We start from the raw sequence: 17,701 nt of genomic DNA, 5'->3' as shown, positions 1-17,701 counted from the left end.
GCACTAGAGATCGCTGCCCTGATGGCGTTACAGCGGGCGAAAAATAAATTTCAGATTTCGTCCTTGAGCTTGAGCAGCGGCTCTTGAAAGCGCAGCAATCGCCCGGCATTGCCCAGCACCAGTAACGTGCTGAGGTTGTGCAGCAACGCGGCGATCATCGCTCCGGCGGCTCCGAGCCAGCCGAACGCGGCGAACACGACAATGGCCAGCGTCCAGCCAAGACCGATGATCACGTTGACCTGCAAGGTTCGCCGGCACTGACGACTGAGCCGCACACAAGTGCCGAGCCGACGCAGATCGCTGCCGATCAACACGATATCGGCGGAGGCCAAGGCGATGTCTGCCCCGCCCGCCCCCATTGCCACACCGACCACGCCAGCCTTGAGCGCCAGCGAATCGTTGATGCCATCGCCCACCACCATCGGCCGGAAACCGTCGTTGATTTCTTTCAGCACACGATTGAGTTTGTCCTCGGGCAACGCCTGGGCTTCGACTTCTTTGAGACCGACTTCGCGGGCCAGTGTCCGGGCCACGCTTTGGCGATCGCCGGTCAGCAACAGTTGCCGCCCGAGGCCCAGCTCACGCAGTTCACTGAGGGCAAATCGGGCTTCCGGTTTGACACTGTCAGCCAACAGCAGCCAGGCGAGAAACTCACCGTTCAAGGCCAGGCCGGCAATCGGTCCATCGTGTTCAGGGACGGGAGTAGGAGTGATGCCCAGTTGTGCGAACAACTCCGGGCGGCCGAGCGCCGCTTCGCCCTGCCCGGTCATGGCGACTACGCCGAGACCCTGCCGTTCGTGAATATCGGACAGAGGCAAACTGTCGTCCTGATTGACCAACCCCGCCAGCGCACGACTGACCGGATGACTGCTCGCCGCACCCAGACTGGCGGCGAGCGCCAGGACCGTCGACTGATCCGCATGCGAGCTGTTGATCGACTGCAAGCGCAAGGTGCCGTAAGTCAGGGTGCCGGTCTTGTCGACGACCAGCGAGGTGAGATCGGCCAGCTCTTCGAGGAACGCCGAGCTGCGGATCAGAATCCCGTGCCGCGCCGCCACCGCCACACCGGCAATCGCCGTGGCCGGTGCCGACAGCACCAAGGCGCAAGGGCAAGCGGCGACCAACACCGCGAGCATCGCTTGCGCATCATTGGTGATGAACCAGGTGACGGCCGCCAACAGCAACACCAGCACCATGTAACTACCGGCATAGCGCTCAAGCAACCGGGTGATCGGCGGTTTCGAACGCTCGGCGTTTTGCATCAGCGCGATGACTTTGCCCAACGTCGACTCGTCGCCGGTGCGGGTCACTTCGATGCGCAGCAAACCGTCGAGATTGATCGCGCCGCCAAACACCGTCATGCCGACGCTCGCTTCCACCGGCACGGATTCACCGGTAATCGACGCGGTGTCGAGGCTGGCCTGGCCGGACAAAACCCGACCGTCGGCCGGTACTCGATCACCCGCGCGGACCTCGACCGTGTCACCGGATTTGAGCGTGCCGTTGTCGACTTCAATGATCGAGCCGTCAGCCTGAATCTTGCGTGCATGACTGCTGGTCAATTGACCGAGTGCGTGAATCGCTTCCTGCGAGCCAATGACGCTGCGCTCCTCCAGCGCGTGGCCGAAGATCATGATGATCGGCAGCAACGCGGCGGTCAGCAGATCGCCAGTCGCCCATGCCCCGAGCATCGCCAGGGCAATCAGTTGGTCGGTGATGCCATGCAGACTTGGATAACGCAGGCTGAACCACGCCGAACGCATCACCGGCACGGCGACCAATAAAGAAGCAACGCCCAGCAGCAACTGACTGACACCGGCTTGTGTCGGCAGCAGCCAACGCCAGATCAGACCGAGGCCGAGCAGACCAAGCGCGAGCATGGCCAGCGTTAGTTGGCGCGCGGCGCGACGTTGTTCGGCCGAAGACAACAGGCCCGGTGCAGCGGTGGTCGCGCTCATTGACTGGCTCCCTGAATGATCAGGCGGGAATCATCTTTCGGATCGACCGTGGTCACTGATCCGGCCTGACCAAGAATTTTCGGTATGCGCTCGCGGTACAGACGCAGGAGCATTTGTGGGTCAGTGCCTTGCAATTGGGCCTTGGCCAGACTCGACACCGTAGCGGTGTCCGCAGACGCTTTGGCCAGGCGCTCACCCGCCTGAGCGTGAGCGACCTGCAGCGTGCGGTCGGCTTGTTCGTTGGCGGTCTGGGTGAGTTTCTCGGCATCGGTGCGGGCATTGGCCACGGCTTTGTCGGCTTGTTGGCTGGCGGTCAGAACCGCATTGAACGCGCTGACGGCGAGACCGGGCAGACTGGACTGCACATCAACCCGTGCCACCTCGATGCCGATGCCCTGCCCGCTGGTTTTCAGTTCAGCCAAGCGTAGGTTGATGCCTTGCACCAGGTCACCGCGCAAGCGCTCGCGACGTTCGGCAGCCTGATTATCGGCGCCGATCAATTCCGGTCGGGCCACCAGAATAGTGTCGAGATCTCGCGCGGCGGTCAGTGCCACGGCGCTGCGGGTGACCAGCCGATCAAGCGCTGGCAACACATGATCGCCCTGCAGCACGAAGTCATAGGGATCGGTCACTTTGTAAAACACTCGCACATCCAGTTGTACAACGCCGGCGTCACCGGTCAATAAATAACCAGATCCTGCCAGTGCATCACTGAGCGGCGTGGCGAACGTGGCCACACGATCAGCCTTCAACGCCTCATCGCTGCGCAGCAGATTTTCAACGCGACGCTCTATCACTCGATCTGCTGCCGGGAGTAAAACCACCTGCTCGAACGGCTGCGGCCAAGCCAACAGCAAACCGGCATTCTGGATGCGATCCAGCGCACCAAAGTGCAAAACCACGGCGCGATTCTGCGGATCAATCTGCCGGACATTCGAGAACGCCCAAGCTACTGCTGCCAGCACGGTCACGGCGTACAGAGCAAAAAACGCCAAACGCCCGGCCTGAATCCACGGACTGTTCAGCGAATATGTTCCACGTGGAACTTCTTCACTCATGGTTGCGATCCGGCTTTGCTGTCGAGATCCGGCGGGCCGTCGACCAGCACACGGAATGGCGCGGCATCGGTGCGCAAAATCAGCTTGGTGTCTGGCGTAACGATGGTGGCGAGGGTGTCCAGCGAACGCAGCAAGTTATACAGCTGCGGTGAACTGGCGTAGGCGCGGCCGTAGATCTGCGCGGCCTCAACCCGAGATTGCGCTTCGATATCCGCGGCTTTCACCGTGGCATCCGCTTGAACAATCCGCGCATCGCGCTCGGCGGCAGAACGGATTTGCGCAGCTTCACGTTTGCCGATGGCCGTGCGTTCGGTGGCAATTGTTTCACGCTCGGCGCGCATCCGATCTACCGTGGCGGTGAGTGTCACTGACGGTAAGGTCAACCGCTCGATACCGACTTGCACCACTCGCACGCCGTAAGTCGCGAGTAGTTGCTGATCGATTTGCTGACGCAGCTGTGCCTCGAATTCGGCGATGTGTACCTGACTGGCGTCGGTATTTACCAGATTCGCCAAGTCAAAACTGCTGGCGGTGGTTTCCAGAGCGGAGCCAACAAACGTGCGAATCTGCCGTGCTGCTTCGTCCGGCAGGTTCTGCACGGCGCGCATGAAGCGTTGCACATTGTCCGGATCGCCCTGCACCTGCCACGCCACATAAGCCTGGACGATGATGCGCAAACCATCCCGGGTGCCGACATCCTGCAAACCGCTGGAGGTGGTACGCAAGCGCAGATCCACCGGGATCGCCGCTTCGAATGGCGCGGGCCAGCGCCAGCTCAAACCCGGATCGAGCAACACCCGCGACGGATTACCAAAACGGGTAATGACCGTGGCTTCGCCGGAGCGCACTTGCACCAAGCTTGCCGCAGCGATGGCGAACGCCACCAGCAACGCCGCCCAACCCATGCGTCGCCATGGAAAAGGCCCCGCCTCTTCCGGCGCGCCGTGGTGATGATGCCCATGATGATGGTGATGCCCGCCGTGGTCATGATGATCGTGAGTGTGCGACTGGCTCAATGGGCGACTCCTGGTTGAGCGGTAGAACGTGCGGGCGTCGGATCAGCCGGCAGCGTGAACGTACGCAGATCGATAGTCGGCGCGTTACTGCTTCCGCCCAGTCGATGGTCAAGTACCAGCAATTTTGCTTTGCTCAGGCCCTGGCTGAGCTGACTGAGATATTGCTCAAGGACGAACGCCTGACCCGCGCTGGCGTAGGCTTTTTGTTCGGCACTGAATTTCAGATCCGCTGACTGCGCGGCGGCGCTGATCTCACCAGCGTTGGCGCTGGCCTGATCGCGAGCAAGACTGGCCTGCAATTGCGCCTGATTACTCGCCTCAGCGGCGGCGCCACGTTCGCGGGAGATCAAGGCTTGCGCCCCGATCTGCGCCGCTTGCACGCTGTGATAAGCATTGGCAGCGCCAGCCGGCGGGTGAATGGCTTCGACGACCGTGGCGAGAATTTCCACGCCGCTGTCGAGCTGTTGCAGATCGCTTTGCACCGCACGGCCGATTTCTTCACCCAGCCCTGCCCTGTCCGCACCAAGCAAACCGTCGAGGGTGCGCGAGGCAAAATCGTGGACCAGAATCCGGCTGGCGGTGCTGCGGATCAGCGTCGGCACATCGGCGCTGTTGTAGGTAGCTGCCAGCGCTGCCTGGTCGGTGAGACCGATGCGATAGACGAAACGCACATCCATGTTGACGATCTGAAAGCTCTGCTGCGCGCCACGGCGGCTGGCGATGACTTGAGACTTATCACTCACATGGCTGGCGTCCCACAAGCGGTTGGCCGTGGACGGCGCCGGGCCTTCAGCGGGAACAGGTTGGACCGGCACCGGATTCTCGCCAACGCTGGTCGCCAGTTCATGCACCACGCCGTTTTCAACGCCCAACACCCGGCCCAGCGGCCACGGCAGTCCTGCGTGCAAACCTGGGCCGAACACCTGCACCGGTTTGCCGAAACGTTCGTAAATGCCTCGACCCTGCAAGGGGATTTCATGCAGACCGGTCAGCAACCAGCCGACTGCCACAACCAACGCCAACACCGGCAAAAACGCCCGACGCATGTAGCTGAACGCCCAGATCTGGCGTAGATCGATGCCAAAGCGATTGTGTAATTCGTGCTGCAGCGCCAGCAATGGCTGGGGCGGCCAGCGCAGCATGTCAGCGACAAAACTGCGCGCGAGCAGCGTCGGTTCAAGCTGTTCGCGTTGAGGGCTGAACACCGACAGAACGGCGCGCAATAGCAGCTCGATCGCAACCAGACCTGGCAAGATCCCGACCAGTACCGCCAGACGCACCGGCCAAACGGAGGTTTCTGTGGCGAACAACAAACACAGAGCGCCCAACACCAGACTGATAATCGCCACGCGAGTCAGTTGTGCAAGCGAACTCGCTTCGGGCCATTGCGCGGGGTTTTCCTGAGCCAGTTGCCGCTCCAGCACCAACAAGCCGAACGCCAATAACAACGCCAGCGCGGCGCCGACTGTGGCCGAGACACCGACAGCCGCGGGCGGTACTGTCAGGTTCCACACCTGCTCGATGCTGAGCACAATCAGCAACGCCCAACCGCCCAGCCACAAAGTCGGTGCGCCGATCAGTCCAAGCAACTGTAAGCTGCGCCGGCTCAAGCGATCGAGCAGGCGCTCATACCAGCCCTGCGCTGCGGGCTGCTCATCAACAGTCAATGGCACGGCTGCCGGTGGATTCATCACCCGTGCACGCCACTGCGTCACCCACCAGGCCAATTGCAGCCCGGCAACCACCACCAGCAATGCCGCGCTCTGGTTGATCAGCAGCGGCAGCCAAAACGACTGCGGCGCGAACAACCCGACAAAAAACGCCAACACCCACCCTGCTCCGGCCAGCCCACCGAGGCCGATCGCCAAACGGCGTAACCTTCGACCCTGCGTGGCCGCCTGCTGAAAGCGCGGGAGTCCGGCCACTTGCGTGCCTTCAACCTCCAGATCGACTCGCATATCACCCCAAAGCCATCGGCTCACTGCTCATATCGTTACGATATAACGAAAACCGTGAAATATTTGTGCACAAATTGCGCTTATCTAAAGCCGCTTGGCCTGTCGCCTGCCTGAAGCCTTGACCGAAATGTTTGCAAACGCACATATTACGTTCGTAATTTTGTGCGATGACTACTTTTAACGATCTGCATCCATCCATCAGGAGCAAGCGCATGAGCAACTATGACGTGGTGATTCTGGGCGGCGGCCCCGGTGGCTATAACGCGGCAATCCGCGCCGGTCAGTTGGGCCTCAAGGCTGCCTGTGTCGAAGGCCGGGCAACCCTCGGTGGCACCTGCCTGAACGTCGGTTGCATGCCCTCGAAAGCCTTGCTGCATGCTTCGGAACTGTACGAGGCAGCCATGGGGGCGGAATTCGCCAACCTCGGCATCGAGGTCAAACCGACCCTGAATCTCGCGCAGATGATGAAGCAGAAAGACGAGAGCGTGACCGGCCTGACCAAGGGCATCGAGTTCCTCTTTCGCAAGAACAAGGTCGACTGGATCAAGGGCTGGGGCCACATCGACGGCCCGGGCAGGGTCACCGTGACCGACGATCAGGGCAGCAAGACCGAACTGACCGCCAAGGACATCATCATCGCCACCGGTTCCGAGCCCACTCCCCTGCCCGGTGTCGAGATCGACAACCAGCGCATCCTCGACTCCACCGGCGCGTTGTCGCTGAGCGAAGTGCCCAAACATCTGGTGGTGATTGGTGCTGGCGTGATCGGCCTCGAACTGGGATCGGTGTGGCGGCGACTCGGCGCGCAGGTCACTGTGCCCAACAGGGCCAGCCCGGCCAGGGTAGTGATGAAAGTCGCCGGGAAGGCCATGAACACCGCCGCCAGGGTCACGCCGAAGATCCCCACCAGGATGTAGAAGATGCCCGCGGCCACGCCTGCGATCCAGCGCTTGGACGGGTCTTCCGACGCTTCCTTGCCCGTGCAGATGGCGGCGGTGATGGCCGCGATGTTGAAGGCATGGGAACCGAACGGCGCCATCAGCAGAGAACCCAGCCCGGTCACGCTGAGGATCGGGTTGGCACTGGTGTTGAAGCCGTCACTGCGCAGCACCAGCATGCCCGGCATGTACTGCCCCGTGAGGGTGATCAGAAACAGCGGCAATGCCACGCTCAACAACGCATTGAGCGAGAGCTCCGGGCGGGTGAACACCGGTGTCGCAAACTCCAGCGTCAGCCCCGTGAAGTCCACGCGTCCCTGCATCAGCAGAAAGCCAAGCCCCAGCACCAGAATGCCGACCACCGCGTAACGCGCACTCAAGCGCTTGAACAGGATGTAGGCGCCGATCAACACCCCGACCAATAACGGGTCGACGCTCATGCTGGCGAACGCACCGATGCCGAACTGCAGCAGGATGCCGCCCAACAGGCCCGCTGCCACACCCGGCGGGATCAGGCGAACGGCTTTTTCAAAGTAACCGGATACGCCCAGCAGCACGAACGCTGCAGCCGAAATCATGTACGCCCCAATGGCCTCGGCGTAGGGTGTGGTCGCCAAGGCGACGATCAAAAACGCCGCCGCCGGGGTCGACCAGGCGGTGATGATCGGCTCACGGCTCACCCAACTGAGGAACAGCCCGGTCACCCCTACCCCGATCGACACAGACCAAACCCACGACGCCGTCAACTCAGGGCTGAGCCCTGCGACCTTGGCGGCCTGAAACACCAGGATGAAGGTGCCGCCGTAATTGACGATCACCGAAATCAACCCGGCAACCACAGGGTGCAGCAGGTCCCGCAGACGCAGGGACGAGAGGGATTGAGTAGATGACATAGGTCATGGCTCCTTGCTGGACGATGCATCCGGCCGCTGACAAGCGGTCATTTATAGCGGTTGAATGGCAGGTTTCACCCCTACGCTTTAGCGCAGCAGACCAGACCACTTTCTGTGGTCGGCTCAGCCATGCTCACGCGCAAAGGCGATCATGAAGTCGCACAGCGCCGGGCAGCCTTGATCGCCTTGCCCGACCAGAGGCCGGTGTGCAAAGAACGCTCGCCCTGCGCGTCATCACCGAGGTAAAGCCGTGGGGTGGCGAGGGCCAGAGTCTACGGATAAACTGGCCTGCCTTTAACTGCCATTTCATGGAAAGAGAGCAGACCACATGGCGAAGACCTTCGAGCTGGAAACCCTGAAGATGCGCCTCAACGACGCTGAATTTCAGCTGCTGGATCTGCATCAGCGGATTCAACGTGCATTGCGTGCGCTGATTCTCGACGGCGCCCTCGGCCCCGGCTTGAAACTGCCCGCCACGCGGGTGCTGTCCAAGTCATTGGGGTGCGCCCGCGACACCGTCGAGAACGCCTATGTGCAGTTGCATCGGGACGGGTTCATCGTGCGCCGCGAAGGCGCCGGCAGTTACGTCTGCGACACGGTGGGCGTCGAATTGCGCGGTGCGGGCCGCCGACGCCTCAGGGCGCAGGAAATCAGGAGCAGCGTCGCCGCACCGGGCGCCGAACTCAGCCAACGCGGGCGGATGATCTTCGACACCGGCGGCGTGCGCGATCAGCAAGTCATCAAGGCATTCGCCACCGGCCTGCCGGAAACCCGCAGCTTCCCGACGGCTGTCTGGGAGCGTTTGCAGCGCCAGGTCATGAAGGACTATCGCGCGAGCGTGCTGCTGCATGGCGATCCACAGGGGGCTGAGCCCCTGCGCAAAGCGATTGCCACCTACCTGAACCTCGAGCGCGGCGCCAAATGCTCTCCCGACCAGGTACTGGTCTTGAGCAGTACGCGTCAGGCGTTGTATCTGTGCGCGCAATTGCTGGTGGACGCCGGCAAGCCGATTCTGATGGAAAACCCCGGCTACTACGGCGCCCGCAAGGCCTTCCAGATCGCCGAAACCAAGGTGATGCCCATTGATGTCGATGAACAGGGCATCCGCACCGACCTGTTGTACGCCGACCGCAGCGGCGCCAATTGCGTGTATGTCACGCCCTCTCACCAATACCCCACCGGCGCGACGTTGCCGCTGGAGCGGCGTCTTGAATTGATCAATTGGGCGGCGCAAAAAGGCAAGTGGATCATCGAGGATGACTACGACAGCGAGTTCCATTACGACGGGCAACCCACGGCGTGCGTGCAAGGCCTGGACAAGTATCAGCGCACGCTCTACATCGGCACGTTCAGCAAAACCCTCTACCCCGGACTGCGCATGGGGTACATGGTGCTGCCCTCCGAACTGGTAAAGCCCTTTGCCTATGCGCGCAGCATGATGGACGGCCACACTCCGCAAACGCTGCAACTGACGCTGGCGCGCTTTATGGAGGACGGCCATTACAACGCGCATGTCCGGGCCATGCGCAAGCTGTATGCCGGACGCCGGTCGATCATGCACGACGCCATCGGCAAGTACTTGAGCACGGTGGTCACCGCCGAACTGCCGCCGGGCGGGTTGCAAATCCCCTGCTTGCTGAAAGCCGGATGGTCCGAGGAAAAAACCATCCGCCAGGCCGCCACTGCCGGCGTGCAACTGTCCGGCCTCAGCGGTTTTTACGCGGGCGAACCGAAGCAACAGGGCTGGCTGCTGGGCTACTCCTCCCTGACCGCGTATGAAATAGAAGCCGCCATGTTGCGTCTGGCCAACGCCCTGAAAATCTAATGCTGGGCCTGGACGGCCATCCGCGCACGCGGCGACAGCTTCGCGGTGCTGAACAACCCGAAACGTGACGTGCCGGTAGCCGCCAGGCGGCCGGTGGGGATGATGCGGTGAGATCGGCGCCTTTTAAAGTGGTCTGGTGGCTTCATCGGTAATGACTATCGCGCAAGACCATCGCCTCACTAAGCTCTGCGCCGAATTTGCGGCCGCCACAAATCCTTGAAAATAAAATGTGCACAAATAGTCTTGGGAAAAATCAGCCCTGTGAATAAGTCTGATCACCGGTACCAGGCTAAACCTTCAGCAAGATCACCCACCAAATCGGCCATCCGGTGGAGGCCATAAAATAAAAAAGCCCCTGAAATCAGGGGCTTTGGCATTGCTTTATCGTATAAAACCATTCGTCTGGTGCCCAACATCATAGTTTGACACACGGAAACCAATAAAATCAGTCGTTTACGGAACCTGCCGCGATGCCATTTTTACAACATAGATTGACACAACGCATAACGATATCCGAATGACGGGATGAGTTTATAACAACATAGTTTGACACTACCCGCGGGAGCCTTTTTAAAGTCGAGATTGCAGCCGAACAAAATATTGTGACACCACCGGCTCAGTGAACTCAGGGGTAAACGGCTTAACGGAGCATGCCAGCTGAATGAATATTTTGACAAAAATGCCCTTGGGGGCGCGTACCCAATTGTGATGGTTCTACTTAGCTGCGGTTAGATCGAAATGACATGCCCTCATTTACCTCAATCAGCATTTGTTCGACCCGATGTGTGCCGTGAGTTGTAGTGAGCATCGCTGTTGGACTTTTACCCGAAAACCGGGATTTCGGTTTGGAAAGCCATTGTTTGGCCTTCTCTGCGTCCCCGAAGATCACATCGGCCATGGCGGTAATATGTGCAAAGCGGAACAGGCGATCACTCTCATCCACCGTTAAAAGCTGATTGCTGACCAATTTTGTTTTGAGCATTTTGAGTGGAATAATTCTGTCGCGTTCTTCCGGACTTATAGTTCCAACGTCGCAAAGCGACTGGATCAGGCTGGCCGAGAAGCCAGCTACGATAATGTCGTGAATGTCCTGGTCAGAGGCGTTTGAGGGGATATTAAGAGACGCCTCCAGCCGGATGCGGTAGGCATGATAAGCTTCATCAAGCAGGACTCCAGCAAACACGGGCTGCACTGATGTTGTTCCATGCGTAGGCTTCAGCACTATTGCGCCGTCCGCTACCGTAATCGTCAGATCGTCCCCCACACCTACTCCCATTTTGGCAAGCAGTTCTGGGGGTAAATCAACGATGACATCACCGCTACCATCCTCAGTATCCTGGCATTTGACTATCCAGCGCTCGCTCCCACTCATGATCGTCCGGTTCTCATTTCGTAATTAGAGAAGACGCATCATTATGCTCGCGCGCAGAGCAGATCCAGTCACTGGATAACCGTGCATAGAGGCCATTCCTGCCGGTTATTGCGACGAGCGGCTGCACTCTCCGGCGCATCGGCAAAGATGTCAGCTAAAAGCTCGACTACACGCCCGCTGTTTCACGTTCGAGCACCACATCGGACGGAAATGGGTCAACGGCAGCCATTGGTCTGGTCAGAAAGATATTCGCCAAAGGGAAGGAAAAGAAGCCCAACAGAGACCGGCCTCAACTTCGTCGCATCTCGACTGCTCGCGACTCAAAACGAGGCGTACATTTTTCTGACCTGCAGATTTAGTGATAATGGTCGGCTCGACAAGCGCGCCGGCCACTTTCACCACCGCTGTTTCACTTTTGAATGGACACAATCGTAGCTCTACCACCCTCTATCAGGAAGGAAAAAGATACACGGTCTCCGGCCGTCAGCCCTGTCAACTTATCTTGCGTTACGGAAAAGACCATGGTCATCGGCGGCCATCGCACGGCAGGCACAGCGCCGTGAGAGATAGTCACCGTATGCTTCACAGTATCGATAGCCTTGATCGTTCCATCGGCATTCGCGACTGGAGCCTGCTTTGTTTCCTCAGTCATCTGCTTGCTCTCCATACCGTCCATCTTCATACCCGGCATGTCCTCTGCCAGGGCAGAAAAAGACAACGCTACTACGGTGCTGGCAACTGCAATCAGGGTCAGTTTCATACGACACTTCCTTCAGGTTTGACGGTTTCAACGGAGAGGTGCCGGCGACGCATCAGGCGATAGGCTGCCGGAATGACAAACAGGGAAAGCAAGGGTGCCGTGACCATGCCGCCTACCATGGGCGCAGCAATGCGGCTCATCACCTCGCTGCCGGTCCCGCTGCCCAGCAAGATGGGTAACAAGCCGGCAATGATGACGGCCACGGTCATGGCCTTGGGTCGAACACGCTGCACGGCGCCTTCACGAATCGCCGCAACCAGACCGAGCTCAGTGCTGTCGCCGAGGTCTTCACGTTCGGCCCAGGCGTTCTTCAGGTAGAGCAACATGATCACGCCAAACTCGGCGGAAACACCGGCCAAGGCGATAAAGCCGACCCCGGTGGCGACTGACAGGTTGAACCCCAACAGATAGAGGAACCATGCCCCGCCCGTGAGAGCGAATGGCAGAGTGGCCATGATCAGCAAGGCCTCATCGAAGCGGGCAAAAGTCAGGTAGAGCAGCACGAAGATGATCAACAGCGTGGCAGGCACCACCAGTTTGAGTCGTGCGTTGGCCCTTTCGAGAAACTCGAACTGCCCTGAGTAGCTCAGGCTCATGCCGGGCTGCAACTTGACCTGCTCATTGACGACCCGTCGTAGATCAGCGACCACCGACGCAATGTCCCTCCCCCGCACATCGACGTACACCCAGCCCGAAGGTCGTGCGTTCTCGCTCTTGAGCATCGGTGGACCGTCCGTGACTTTGACCTTCGCCACTGTGCCGAGGGTGATCTGGCTACCTAGCGGGGTATAGATCGGCAATTGCTCCAGGGCGCCGAGCGAGTCACGCCACTCCCGTGGATAGCGCACGTTGATCGGGAAGCGTGCGAGCCCTTCAATGGTCTCGCCGACGTTTTCACCGCCGATAGCGCCGGCCACGATGGACTGCACATCGGCGATATTCAGTCCGTAGCGGGCGGCGGCTTTGCGGTCGATATCCACATCGATATAGCGACCACCGGTCAGACGCTCGGCCAGAGCCGAACTGACGCCGGGCACGTCCTTGGCCACTCGCTCAACCGCCTGAGTCGCGGCATCGATCTCCGTCAGGTTGGTGCCGGCAACTTTCACTCCGATGGGACTCTTGATCCCCGTAGCCAGCATGTCGATACGGTTACGAATCGGTGGTATCCAGATATTCGTCAGCCCAGGGACTCGTACCACTCGATCCAGTTCTTCCACCAACTTTTCCTGGGTCATGCCTGGACGCCATTGCTCGTGCGGCTTGAACTGGATCGTGGTTTCGAACATCTCCAGCGGTGCGGGGTCGGTGGCGGTTTCAGCGCGCCCCGCCTTACCGAAGACGTGTTCGACTTCAGGCACGGTCTTGATCAGACGGTCAGTCTGTTGCAGCAGTTGTGCCGCTTTCTGCGCTGACAATCCCGGCAGAGCTGAAGGCATATAGAGCAGGTCGCCCTCGTCCAACGGGGGGAGAAACTCGCCACCCAAGCGAGACATTGGCCATAGCGCACTGACAAAAACCAATAGTGCCACCAGCAGCGTGATCTTTGGTCGACGCAAGACTGCGTCCAGGGCTGGCTGATAGATCCGAATCAACCACCGGTTCAACGGGTTCTGATGTTCACTGGGAATTCGTCCACGAATCCAGTAGCCCATCAGCACCGGCACCAAGGTCACTGACAATCCCGCCGCTGCGGCCATGGCGTAGGTCTTGGTGAAAGCCAAAGGACCGAACAGCCGTCCTTCCTGAGCTTCCAGGGTGAACACCGGAATGAAAGACAGAGTGATGATCAACAAACAGAAGAACAGCGCCGGGCCTACCTCTGCCGCCGCTTCGGTCATTACATGCCAATGACGTTCACCCTTCAGTTCTTCCCCCGGATTGGCCGCGTGCCATGCCTCGATCTTCTTGTGGGCGTTCTCGATCATCACCACGGCGGCATCGACCATGGCGCCGATGGCGATGGCTATCCCGCCCAAGGACATGATGTTGGCGTTGATGCCCTGGTAGCGCATGACGATGAAGGCAATCAGCACCCCCACCGGCAGCGAAATGATCGCCACCAGAGATGAGCGCAGGTGCCAGAGGAAGATCCCACACACCAACGCGACAACGATGAACTCTTCGATGAGCTTGTGGCTGAGGTTTTCCACGGCGCGGTCGATCAGCTTACTGCGGTCGTAGGTGGTGACGATATCCACCCCGGCCGGCAGACTGCTTTTCAGTTCGTCGAGTTTGGTCTTGACCGCGGCAATGGTCTCGCGAGCATTCTTGCCGCTGCGCAAAATCACCACGCCGCCGACGGTCTCGCCTTCGCCGTCGAGTTCAGTAATGCCACGCCGCATTTCCGGTCCCAACTGGATCGTGGCGACATCGCCAAGGGTTACTGGCACTCCTCCCGAAGCCAGCTTGAGCGGGATCGCCCGAAAGTCATTGAGCGTCTTCAGGTAGCCGGAAGCACGCACGATGAACTCGGTCTCTGCCATCTCCAGCACCGCGCCACCGGTTTCCTGGTTGGCCTTGCCGATGGCTTCGGTCACCTCAGCCTGAGTAATACCGAGGCTGGCCAGTTTGAGCGGATCAAGCTGGACCTGGTACTGCTTGACCATGCCACCCACGGTGGCTACTTCTGCAACGTTGGGCAGGGTCTTGAGTTCGAACTTGAGGAACCAGTCCTGAAGTGCGCGTAGCTGCGCCAGATCGTGTCCTCCACTGCGATCCACCAGTGCGTACTGATAGATCCAGCCCACCCCCGTCGCATCCGGTCCCAACGCCGGCTTGGCGCTGGCCGGCAACCGACTTTGTATTTGGCTCAGATACTCCAACACCCGCGAGCGCGCCCAGTACAAGTCAGTGCCGTCTTCGAACAGCACGTAAACGAAGCTGTCACCGAAGAAGGAATAGCCACGCACCGTCTTGGCACCCGGCACCGAGAGCATGGTGGTGGCCAACGGATAGGTCACCTGGTTCTCGACAATCTGCGGCGCTTGTCCCGGAAAAGGGGTGCGGATGATCACCTGAACATCCGAGAGATCTGGCAGTGCATCGATGGGCGTGCTCTGCACCGACCAAATGCCCCACGCCGTGACAAACAGCGTCGCCAGTAGCACCAGGAATCGGTTGGCCACTGACCAACGAATCAGGGCAGCGATCATGGCTGGCTCCCCGATTTTTCCAGGCGCTCAACACGCAGGCCATCGTCGGTCTGACTCACCGCAACCCGAACCTTGTCACCCGTTTTGAAGCCCTGCATCAGCGCCGGGTTGGCGAGTGGGAACGTCATCGTCATGCCAGGCATACCCAGCGTTTTGAAAGGACCATGGGCGAGCGTGACTTCTTTGTCGTTGATCTCAACGATCTGCCCATCCGCTTCATGAAAGCTGGAGGCTGCTGCGCTGGGTGGTGACTCTTCCTCCGAGCTTGCAACGATGCCCTTAAGACTGGCCTCCGAGTCGAGCAGGAACTGGCCAGAGGTAACCACTTTCTGGCCTTCTTCCAGACCTTTCAATATCGCCGTCTTGCCATCGCTTTCCTGCCCGAGTTGCACCGCCACGGGACGGTAGCGGCCGGCGTCTGCGGCGAGCATCACCAAGGCACGTCGGCCCGTGCGAATCACCGCTTCGCTCGGCACCCACAACACACTTTGCTCGGTCGAACGATTCAGGTGTACCTGCGCTGTCAAACCCGGTCTGAGGCGTCCGTCCGGATTGGGTAACTCGACACGTACGCGAAGAGTGCGGCTGTCCGGATTGGTCTCGGGCAAAATCGCGCTGACCCTGCCGTTGAGTATTGTCCCTGGGAAAGCTGGCAGGCGCGCTTCGACCGCCTGCCCCACGGTGATTGATCCGGCATCCGATTCTGGAACGGCCACGGCTAGCCAGACACTGCTCAAGCCATTGACGCGTGCCAGAGTATCGCCAGTCGCCACGGTCATTCCCGCACGTACGTTCAATTCTTGCAGTACACCGGCAATGGGGCTGGTCAGCGTCAGGTAGGGCTGAACCTTACCGCCACGCTCTACATCGGTAATCAGTGCTGCCGGCATCCCTGTGAGCCGCAGTCGTTGTCGGGCCGCATCCAACAGGGCAGCATCCCCGTTGCGTTTCAGGGCAAGGAACTCTGTCTGGGCAGCGGCCCACTCAGGCACCAGAACATCCGCCAGCGCCGCGTTGGCTTTGAGTACATCGCCGGGAGCATGGGCATAGACCCGCTCCACAAAGCCAGGGGTGCGCGCCTGAATCACAGCGACATCACGTTCGTTGAATCCCAACACACCTGTCACGTCGAGGCTGGAATCAAAGATCGCACGGCTGACTGTCGCAAAACGCAGGCCGAGATTTTGGGTCAGACTTGGATCGATACTGACGGTCGCTCGGTCCCCTGCGCTGCTGGTGTACTGCGGGACCAGTTGCATGTCCATGAAGGGAGACTTACCCGGCTTATCGAACTTTTGTTGCGGGTACATGGGGTCGTACCAATAAAGTGCTTTGCGTTCGCCCGGTGAATTGAGGCTCTGCTCTTGTGTGGTATTTGGTAGTCCACTCATACGCTGATGCGCCAACCAGTAACCACCGGCAACACCTAAGGCCAGCGAGATGCCAACCAGCAATGCCCCGTTCCCTTTTTTAAGGCTCATTGGCTGGACTCCCCATAAGCAAAATACAACCGCGCACTGGTCAGCGCTCGCTGCTCTTCCACGTCGATCTGTTTGAGGCGGGCCTCGATGAGTTCACGTCGGGCAGCAACAACGGCGTTTAAATCGCCTTTGCCCGAGCGATAACTGGCCATGCTGAGTTCGACCTTTTCCTTGGCCAGCGGCAACAGGCTTTCCTGGTTTCGGCGCACGGCACGATTCAGGCGCTCATAGTCGGCCAGTTCGCTCTCTAGTTGCTGAGTGTGCTCGCGTGACAGAGCTTCGCGCTCGGCCTCAAGCTGACTGAGTTCAGCCTGTTTGGCTGCGATTTTGGGGTTTTGGCGCGAGTCAGGAAACAGCGGCAGCTCCCAGGAAAATTGCACGCTGACCATATCGCCAAACTCACGGCCGCGACGCTGATAATCCAGCTCCCAGCTCCAGTCCGACTGCTTCTCCGACACGGCTTCACGAACCTTGGCTTGCGCTTCGCGGGTCATCGGCGCAAACGCTGCCAACTCGGGGTGGTGTTGCAGTTTATGGGCGTAGCCGGAGGTATCGACGGGCCAATGCGGCAAGCTGCCCACAGGCTTGTCGTTGGCGGCGGAGCCAATCCAGCGTTTGAGGGCTGCTCGGGCCTGCGCTCTCTGGAGAATCAGATCGTCCTGTTGCTCCGCCAGTTGAGCCGCTTCTTGCTTAGGCGTCACCGCATCGGCGGGTTGAGCGCGGCCACCGGCAATCTGGGCCCTGACGGTATCGGTCAACAGGCGGTTTTCTTTGTAGAAGTCCTGGAACAGCGCATCTTTGCGCTCAACCGAGTAGCTATTGATCCAGGCCAACGCCGTGGACTGGCGTACTTTCAGACGTTCGACTCGACGCTCCGCAGCGGCGCGATCAATGGCCGCATCGGCCACTTCTATGCGCGCTTTGCGCTTGTCGCTGTTGGGCATTTCTTGCCTGACCCCGACCACTTGCATGGTCATGAAGTCCTGATCGATGCTCCAGCGATCCGGACCGCCAATGGGGTAGTTCTGCACACCCAACAGTAGCCTGGGGTCAGGTAGTTCACCGGCTGGAATAGCCGCGCTGCTGGCAGCTTGAATTTTGGCGTCTTGTGCGGTCAGCGACGGTGCATTGTTTTCGGCCAGCCGCAACGCTTCATCGAGTGTCAATGCGGCAGCGAAGCTCGGCAATGCCAGTACGCTTGCCGCCAGACCGGCCACGAGGGACCAGCCTGTGCAATAGCACTTGGAGTTCATGTTTACGATTCCTGTGATCATCCACTGCACGCGT

General features: G+C 59.8%; 10 protein-coding genes and 2 pseudogenes. 2 read left to right on the top strand and 10 right to left on the bottom strand.

From position 1 onward, the window contains the following. Nucleotides 1-50 precede the first annotated feature (50 nt). Genes IEQ42_RS13045 through hflK (IEQ42_RS13030) form a run of 4 tightly spaced genes read right to left on the bottom strand, consistent with a single transcriptional unit; the run spans nucleotide 51 to nucleotide 5,990 of the window. Complete coding sequence (locus IEQ42_RS13045; protein ID WP_210703782.1) at nucleotides 51-1,958, bottom strand: heavy metal translocating P-type ATPase; 1,908 nt, start codon at nucleotides 1,956-1,958, stop codon at nucleotides 51-53. Continuing rightward, nucleotides 1,955-3,016: a protease modulator HflK gene (hflK, locus tag IEQ42_RS13040; RefSeq protein ID WP_210703781.1), complete on the bottom strand. Its 1,062-nt coding sequence runs from the start codon at nucleotides 3,014-3,016 to the stop codon at nucleotides 1,955-1,957. Before hflK (IEQ42_RS13040) ends, IEQ42_RS13045 begins: the two co-directional genes overlap by 4 nt. After that, on the bottom strand, nucleotides 3,013-4,032 hold the full coding sequence (gene hflC / locus IEQ42_RS13035) for a protease modulator HflC (RefSeq protein WP_210703780.1): 1,020 nt from the start codon (nucleotides 4,030-4,032) through the stop codon (nucleotides 3,013-3,015). The genes hflK (IEQ42_RS13040) and hflC overlap by 4 nt, the downstream gene beginning before the upstream one ends. After that, the gene (gene hflK / locus IEQ42_RS13030) at nucleotides 4,029-5,990 is read right to left on the bottom strand and encodes a protease modulator HflK (protein WP_210703828.1); all 1,962 of its coding nucleotides are present in this window, start codon (nucleotides 5,988-5,990) and stop codon (nucleotides 4,029-4,031) included. The genes hflC and hflK (IEQ42_RS13030) overlap by 4 nt, the downstream gene beginning before the upstream one ends. 212 nt (nucleotides 5,991-6,202) lie before the next feature. On the opposite strand from hflK (IEQ42_RS13030), the pseudogene IEQ42_RS13025 reads away from it, so the two are divergent. Then, nucleotides 6,203-6,808: pseudogene (locus IEQ42_RS13025) on the top strand (FAD-dependent oxidoreductase); the annotation flags it as partial. On the opposite strand, the pseudogene IEQ42_RS13020 reads toward IEQ42_RS13025, so the two are convergent. Beyond that, a pseudogene (locus IEQ42_RS13020) lies at nucleotides 6,760-7,821 on the bottom strand (benzoate/H(+) symporter BenE family transporter); the annotation flags it as partial. The pseudogenes IEQ42_RS13025 and IEQ42_RS13020 sit on opposite strands and share 49 nt — an antisense overlap. Nucleotides 7,822-8,149: 328 nt before the next feature. Here IEQ42_RS13020 and pdxR point away from each other — a divergent pair. Beyond that, a complete protein-coding gene (pdxR, locus tag IEQ42_RS13015) occupies nucleotides 8,150-9,646 on the top strand; it encodes a MocR-like pyridoxine biosynthesis transcription factor PdxR (RefSeq protein WP_210703779.1) in 1,497 nt (498 codons plus the stop codon). Between the two features lie 718 nt (nucleotides 9,647-10,364). Here the strand turns inward: pdxR and IEQ42_RS13010 are convergent. The 5 genes from IEQ42_RS13010 to IEQ42_RS12985 form a co-directional block, all read right to left on the bottom strand. After that, entirely contained in the window at nucleotides 10,365-11,018 is a 654-nt protein-coding gene (locus IEQ42_RS13010) for an antitoxin Xre/MbcA/ParS toxin-binding domain-containing protein (RefSeq protein ID WP_082069125.1), read from the bottom strand. A 409-nt stretch (nucleotides 11,019-11,427) separates the two neighbouring features. Beyond that, entirely contained in the window at nucleotides 11,428-11,778 is a 351-nt protein-coding gene (locus IEQ42_RS13000; protein ID WP_045058206.1) for a copper-binding protein, read from the bottom strand. After that, nucleotides 11,775-14,933: an efflux RND transporter permease subunit gene (locus IEQ42_RS12995; RefSeq protein WP_115146705.1), complete on the bottom strand. Its 3,159-nt coding sequence runs from the start codon at nucleotides 14,931-14,933 to the stop codon at nucleotides 11,775-11,777. Before IEQ42_RS12995 ends, IEQ42_RS13000 begins: the two co-directional genes overlap by 4 nt. Next, entirely contained in the window at nucleotides 14,930-16,414 is a 1,485-nt protein-coding gene (locus tag IEQ42_RS12990; protein WP_045058204.1) for an efflux RND transporter periplasmic adaptor subunit, read from the bottom strand. The genes IEQ42_RS12995 and IEQ42_RS12990 overlap by 4 nt, the downstream gene beginning before the upstream one ends. Further along, a complete protein-coding gene (locus IEQ42_RS12985) occupies nucleotides 16,411-17,667 on the bottom strand; it encodes a TolC family protein (protein WP_090470168.1) in 1,257 nt (418 codons plus the stop codon). Before IEQ42_RS12985 ends, IEQ42_RS12990 begins: the two co-directional genes overlap by 4 nt. Nucleotides 17,668-17,701 lie beyond the last annotated feature (34 nt).

The organism is Pseudomonas iridis (assembly GCF_017980685.1).
GTDB classification, from domain to species: domain Bacteria; phylum Pseudomonadota; class Gammaproteobacteria; order Pseudomonadales; family Pseudomonadaceae; genus Aquipseudomonas; species Aquipseudomonas iridis.
The sequence above is the reverse complement of the archived record's forward strand: the minus strand, read 5'-3'. Positions and strand labels throughout refer to the sequence as shown.

Bases quoted from the DNA above. Each gene is read 5' to 3' on its own strand.
- IEQ42_RS13045 (WP_210703782.1), bottom strand. From the start codon at position 1,958: ATGAGCGCGACCACCGCTGCACCGGGCCTGTTGTCTTCGGCCGAACAA.
- IEQ42_RS12995 (WP_115146705.1), bottom strand. From the start codon at position 14,933: ATGATCGCTGCCCTGATTCGTTGGTCAGTGGCCAACCGATTCCTGGTG.
- pdxR (WP_210703779.1), top strand. From the start codon at position 8,150: ATGGCGAAGACCTTCGAGCTGGAAACCCTGAAGATGCGCCTCAACGAC.
- IEQ42_RS13000 (WP_045058206.1), bottom strand. From the start codon at position 11,778: ATGAAACTGACCCTGATTGCAGTTGCCAGCACCGTAGTAGCGTTGTCT.
- hflK (WP_210703828.1), bottom strand. From the start codon at position 5,990: ATGCGAGTCGATCTGGAGGTTGAAGGCACGCAAGTGGCCGGACTCCCG.
- IEQ42_RS12985 (WP_090470168.1), bottom strand. From the start codon at position 17,667: ATGAACTCCAAGTGCTATTGCACAGGCTGGTCCCTCGTGGCCGGTCTG.
- hflK (WP_210703781.1), bottom strand. From the start codon at position 3,016: ATGAGTGAAGAAGTTCCACGTGGAACATATTCGCTGAACAGTCCGTGG.
- IEQ42_RS13010 (WP_082069125.1), bottom strand. From the start codon at position 11,018: ATGAGTGGGAGCGAGCGCTGGATAGTCAAATGCCAGGATACTGAGGAT.
- IEQ42_RS12990 (WP_045058204.1), bottom strand. From the start codon at position 16,414: ATGAGCCTTAAAAAAGGGAACGGGGCATTGCTGGTTGGCATCTCGCTG.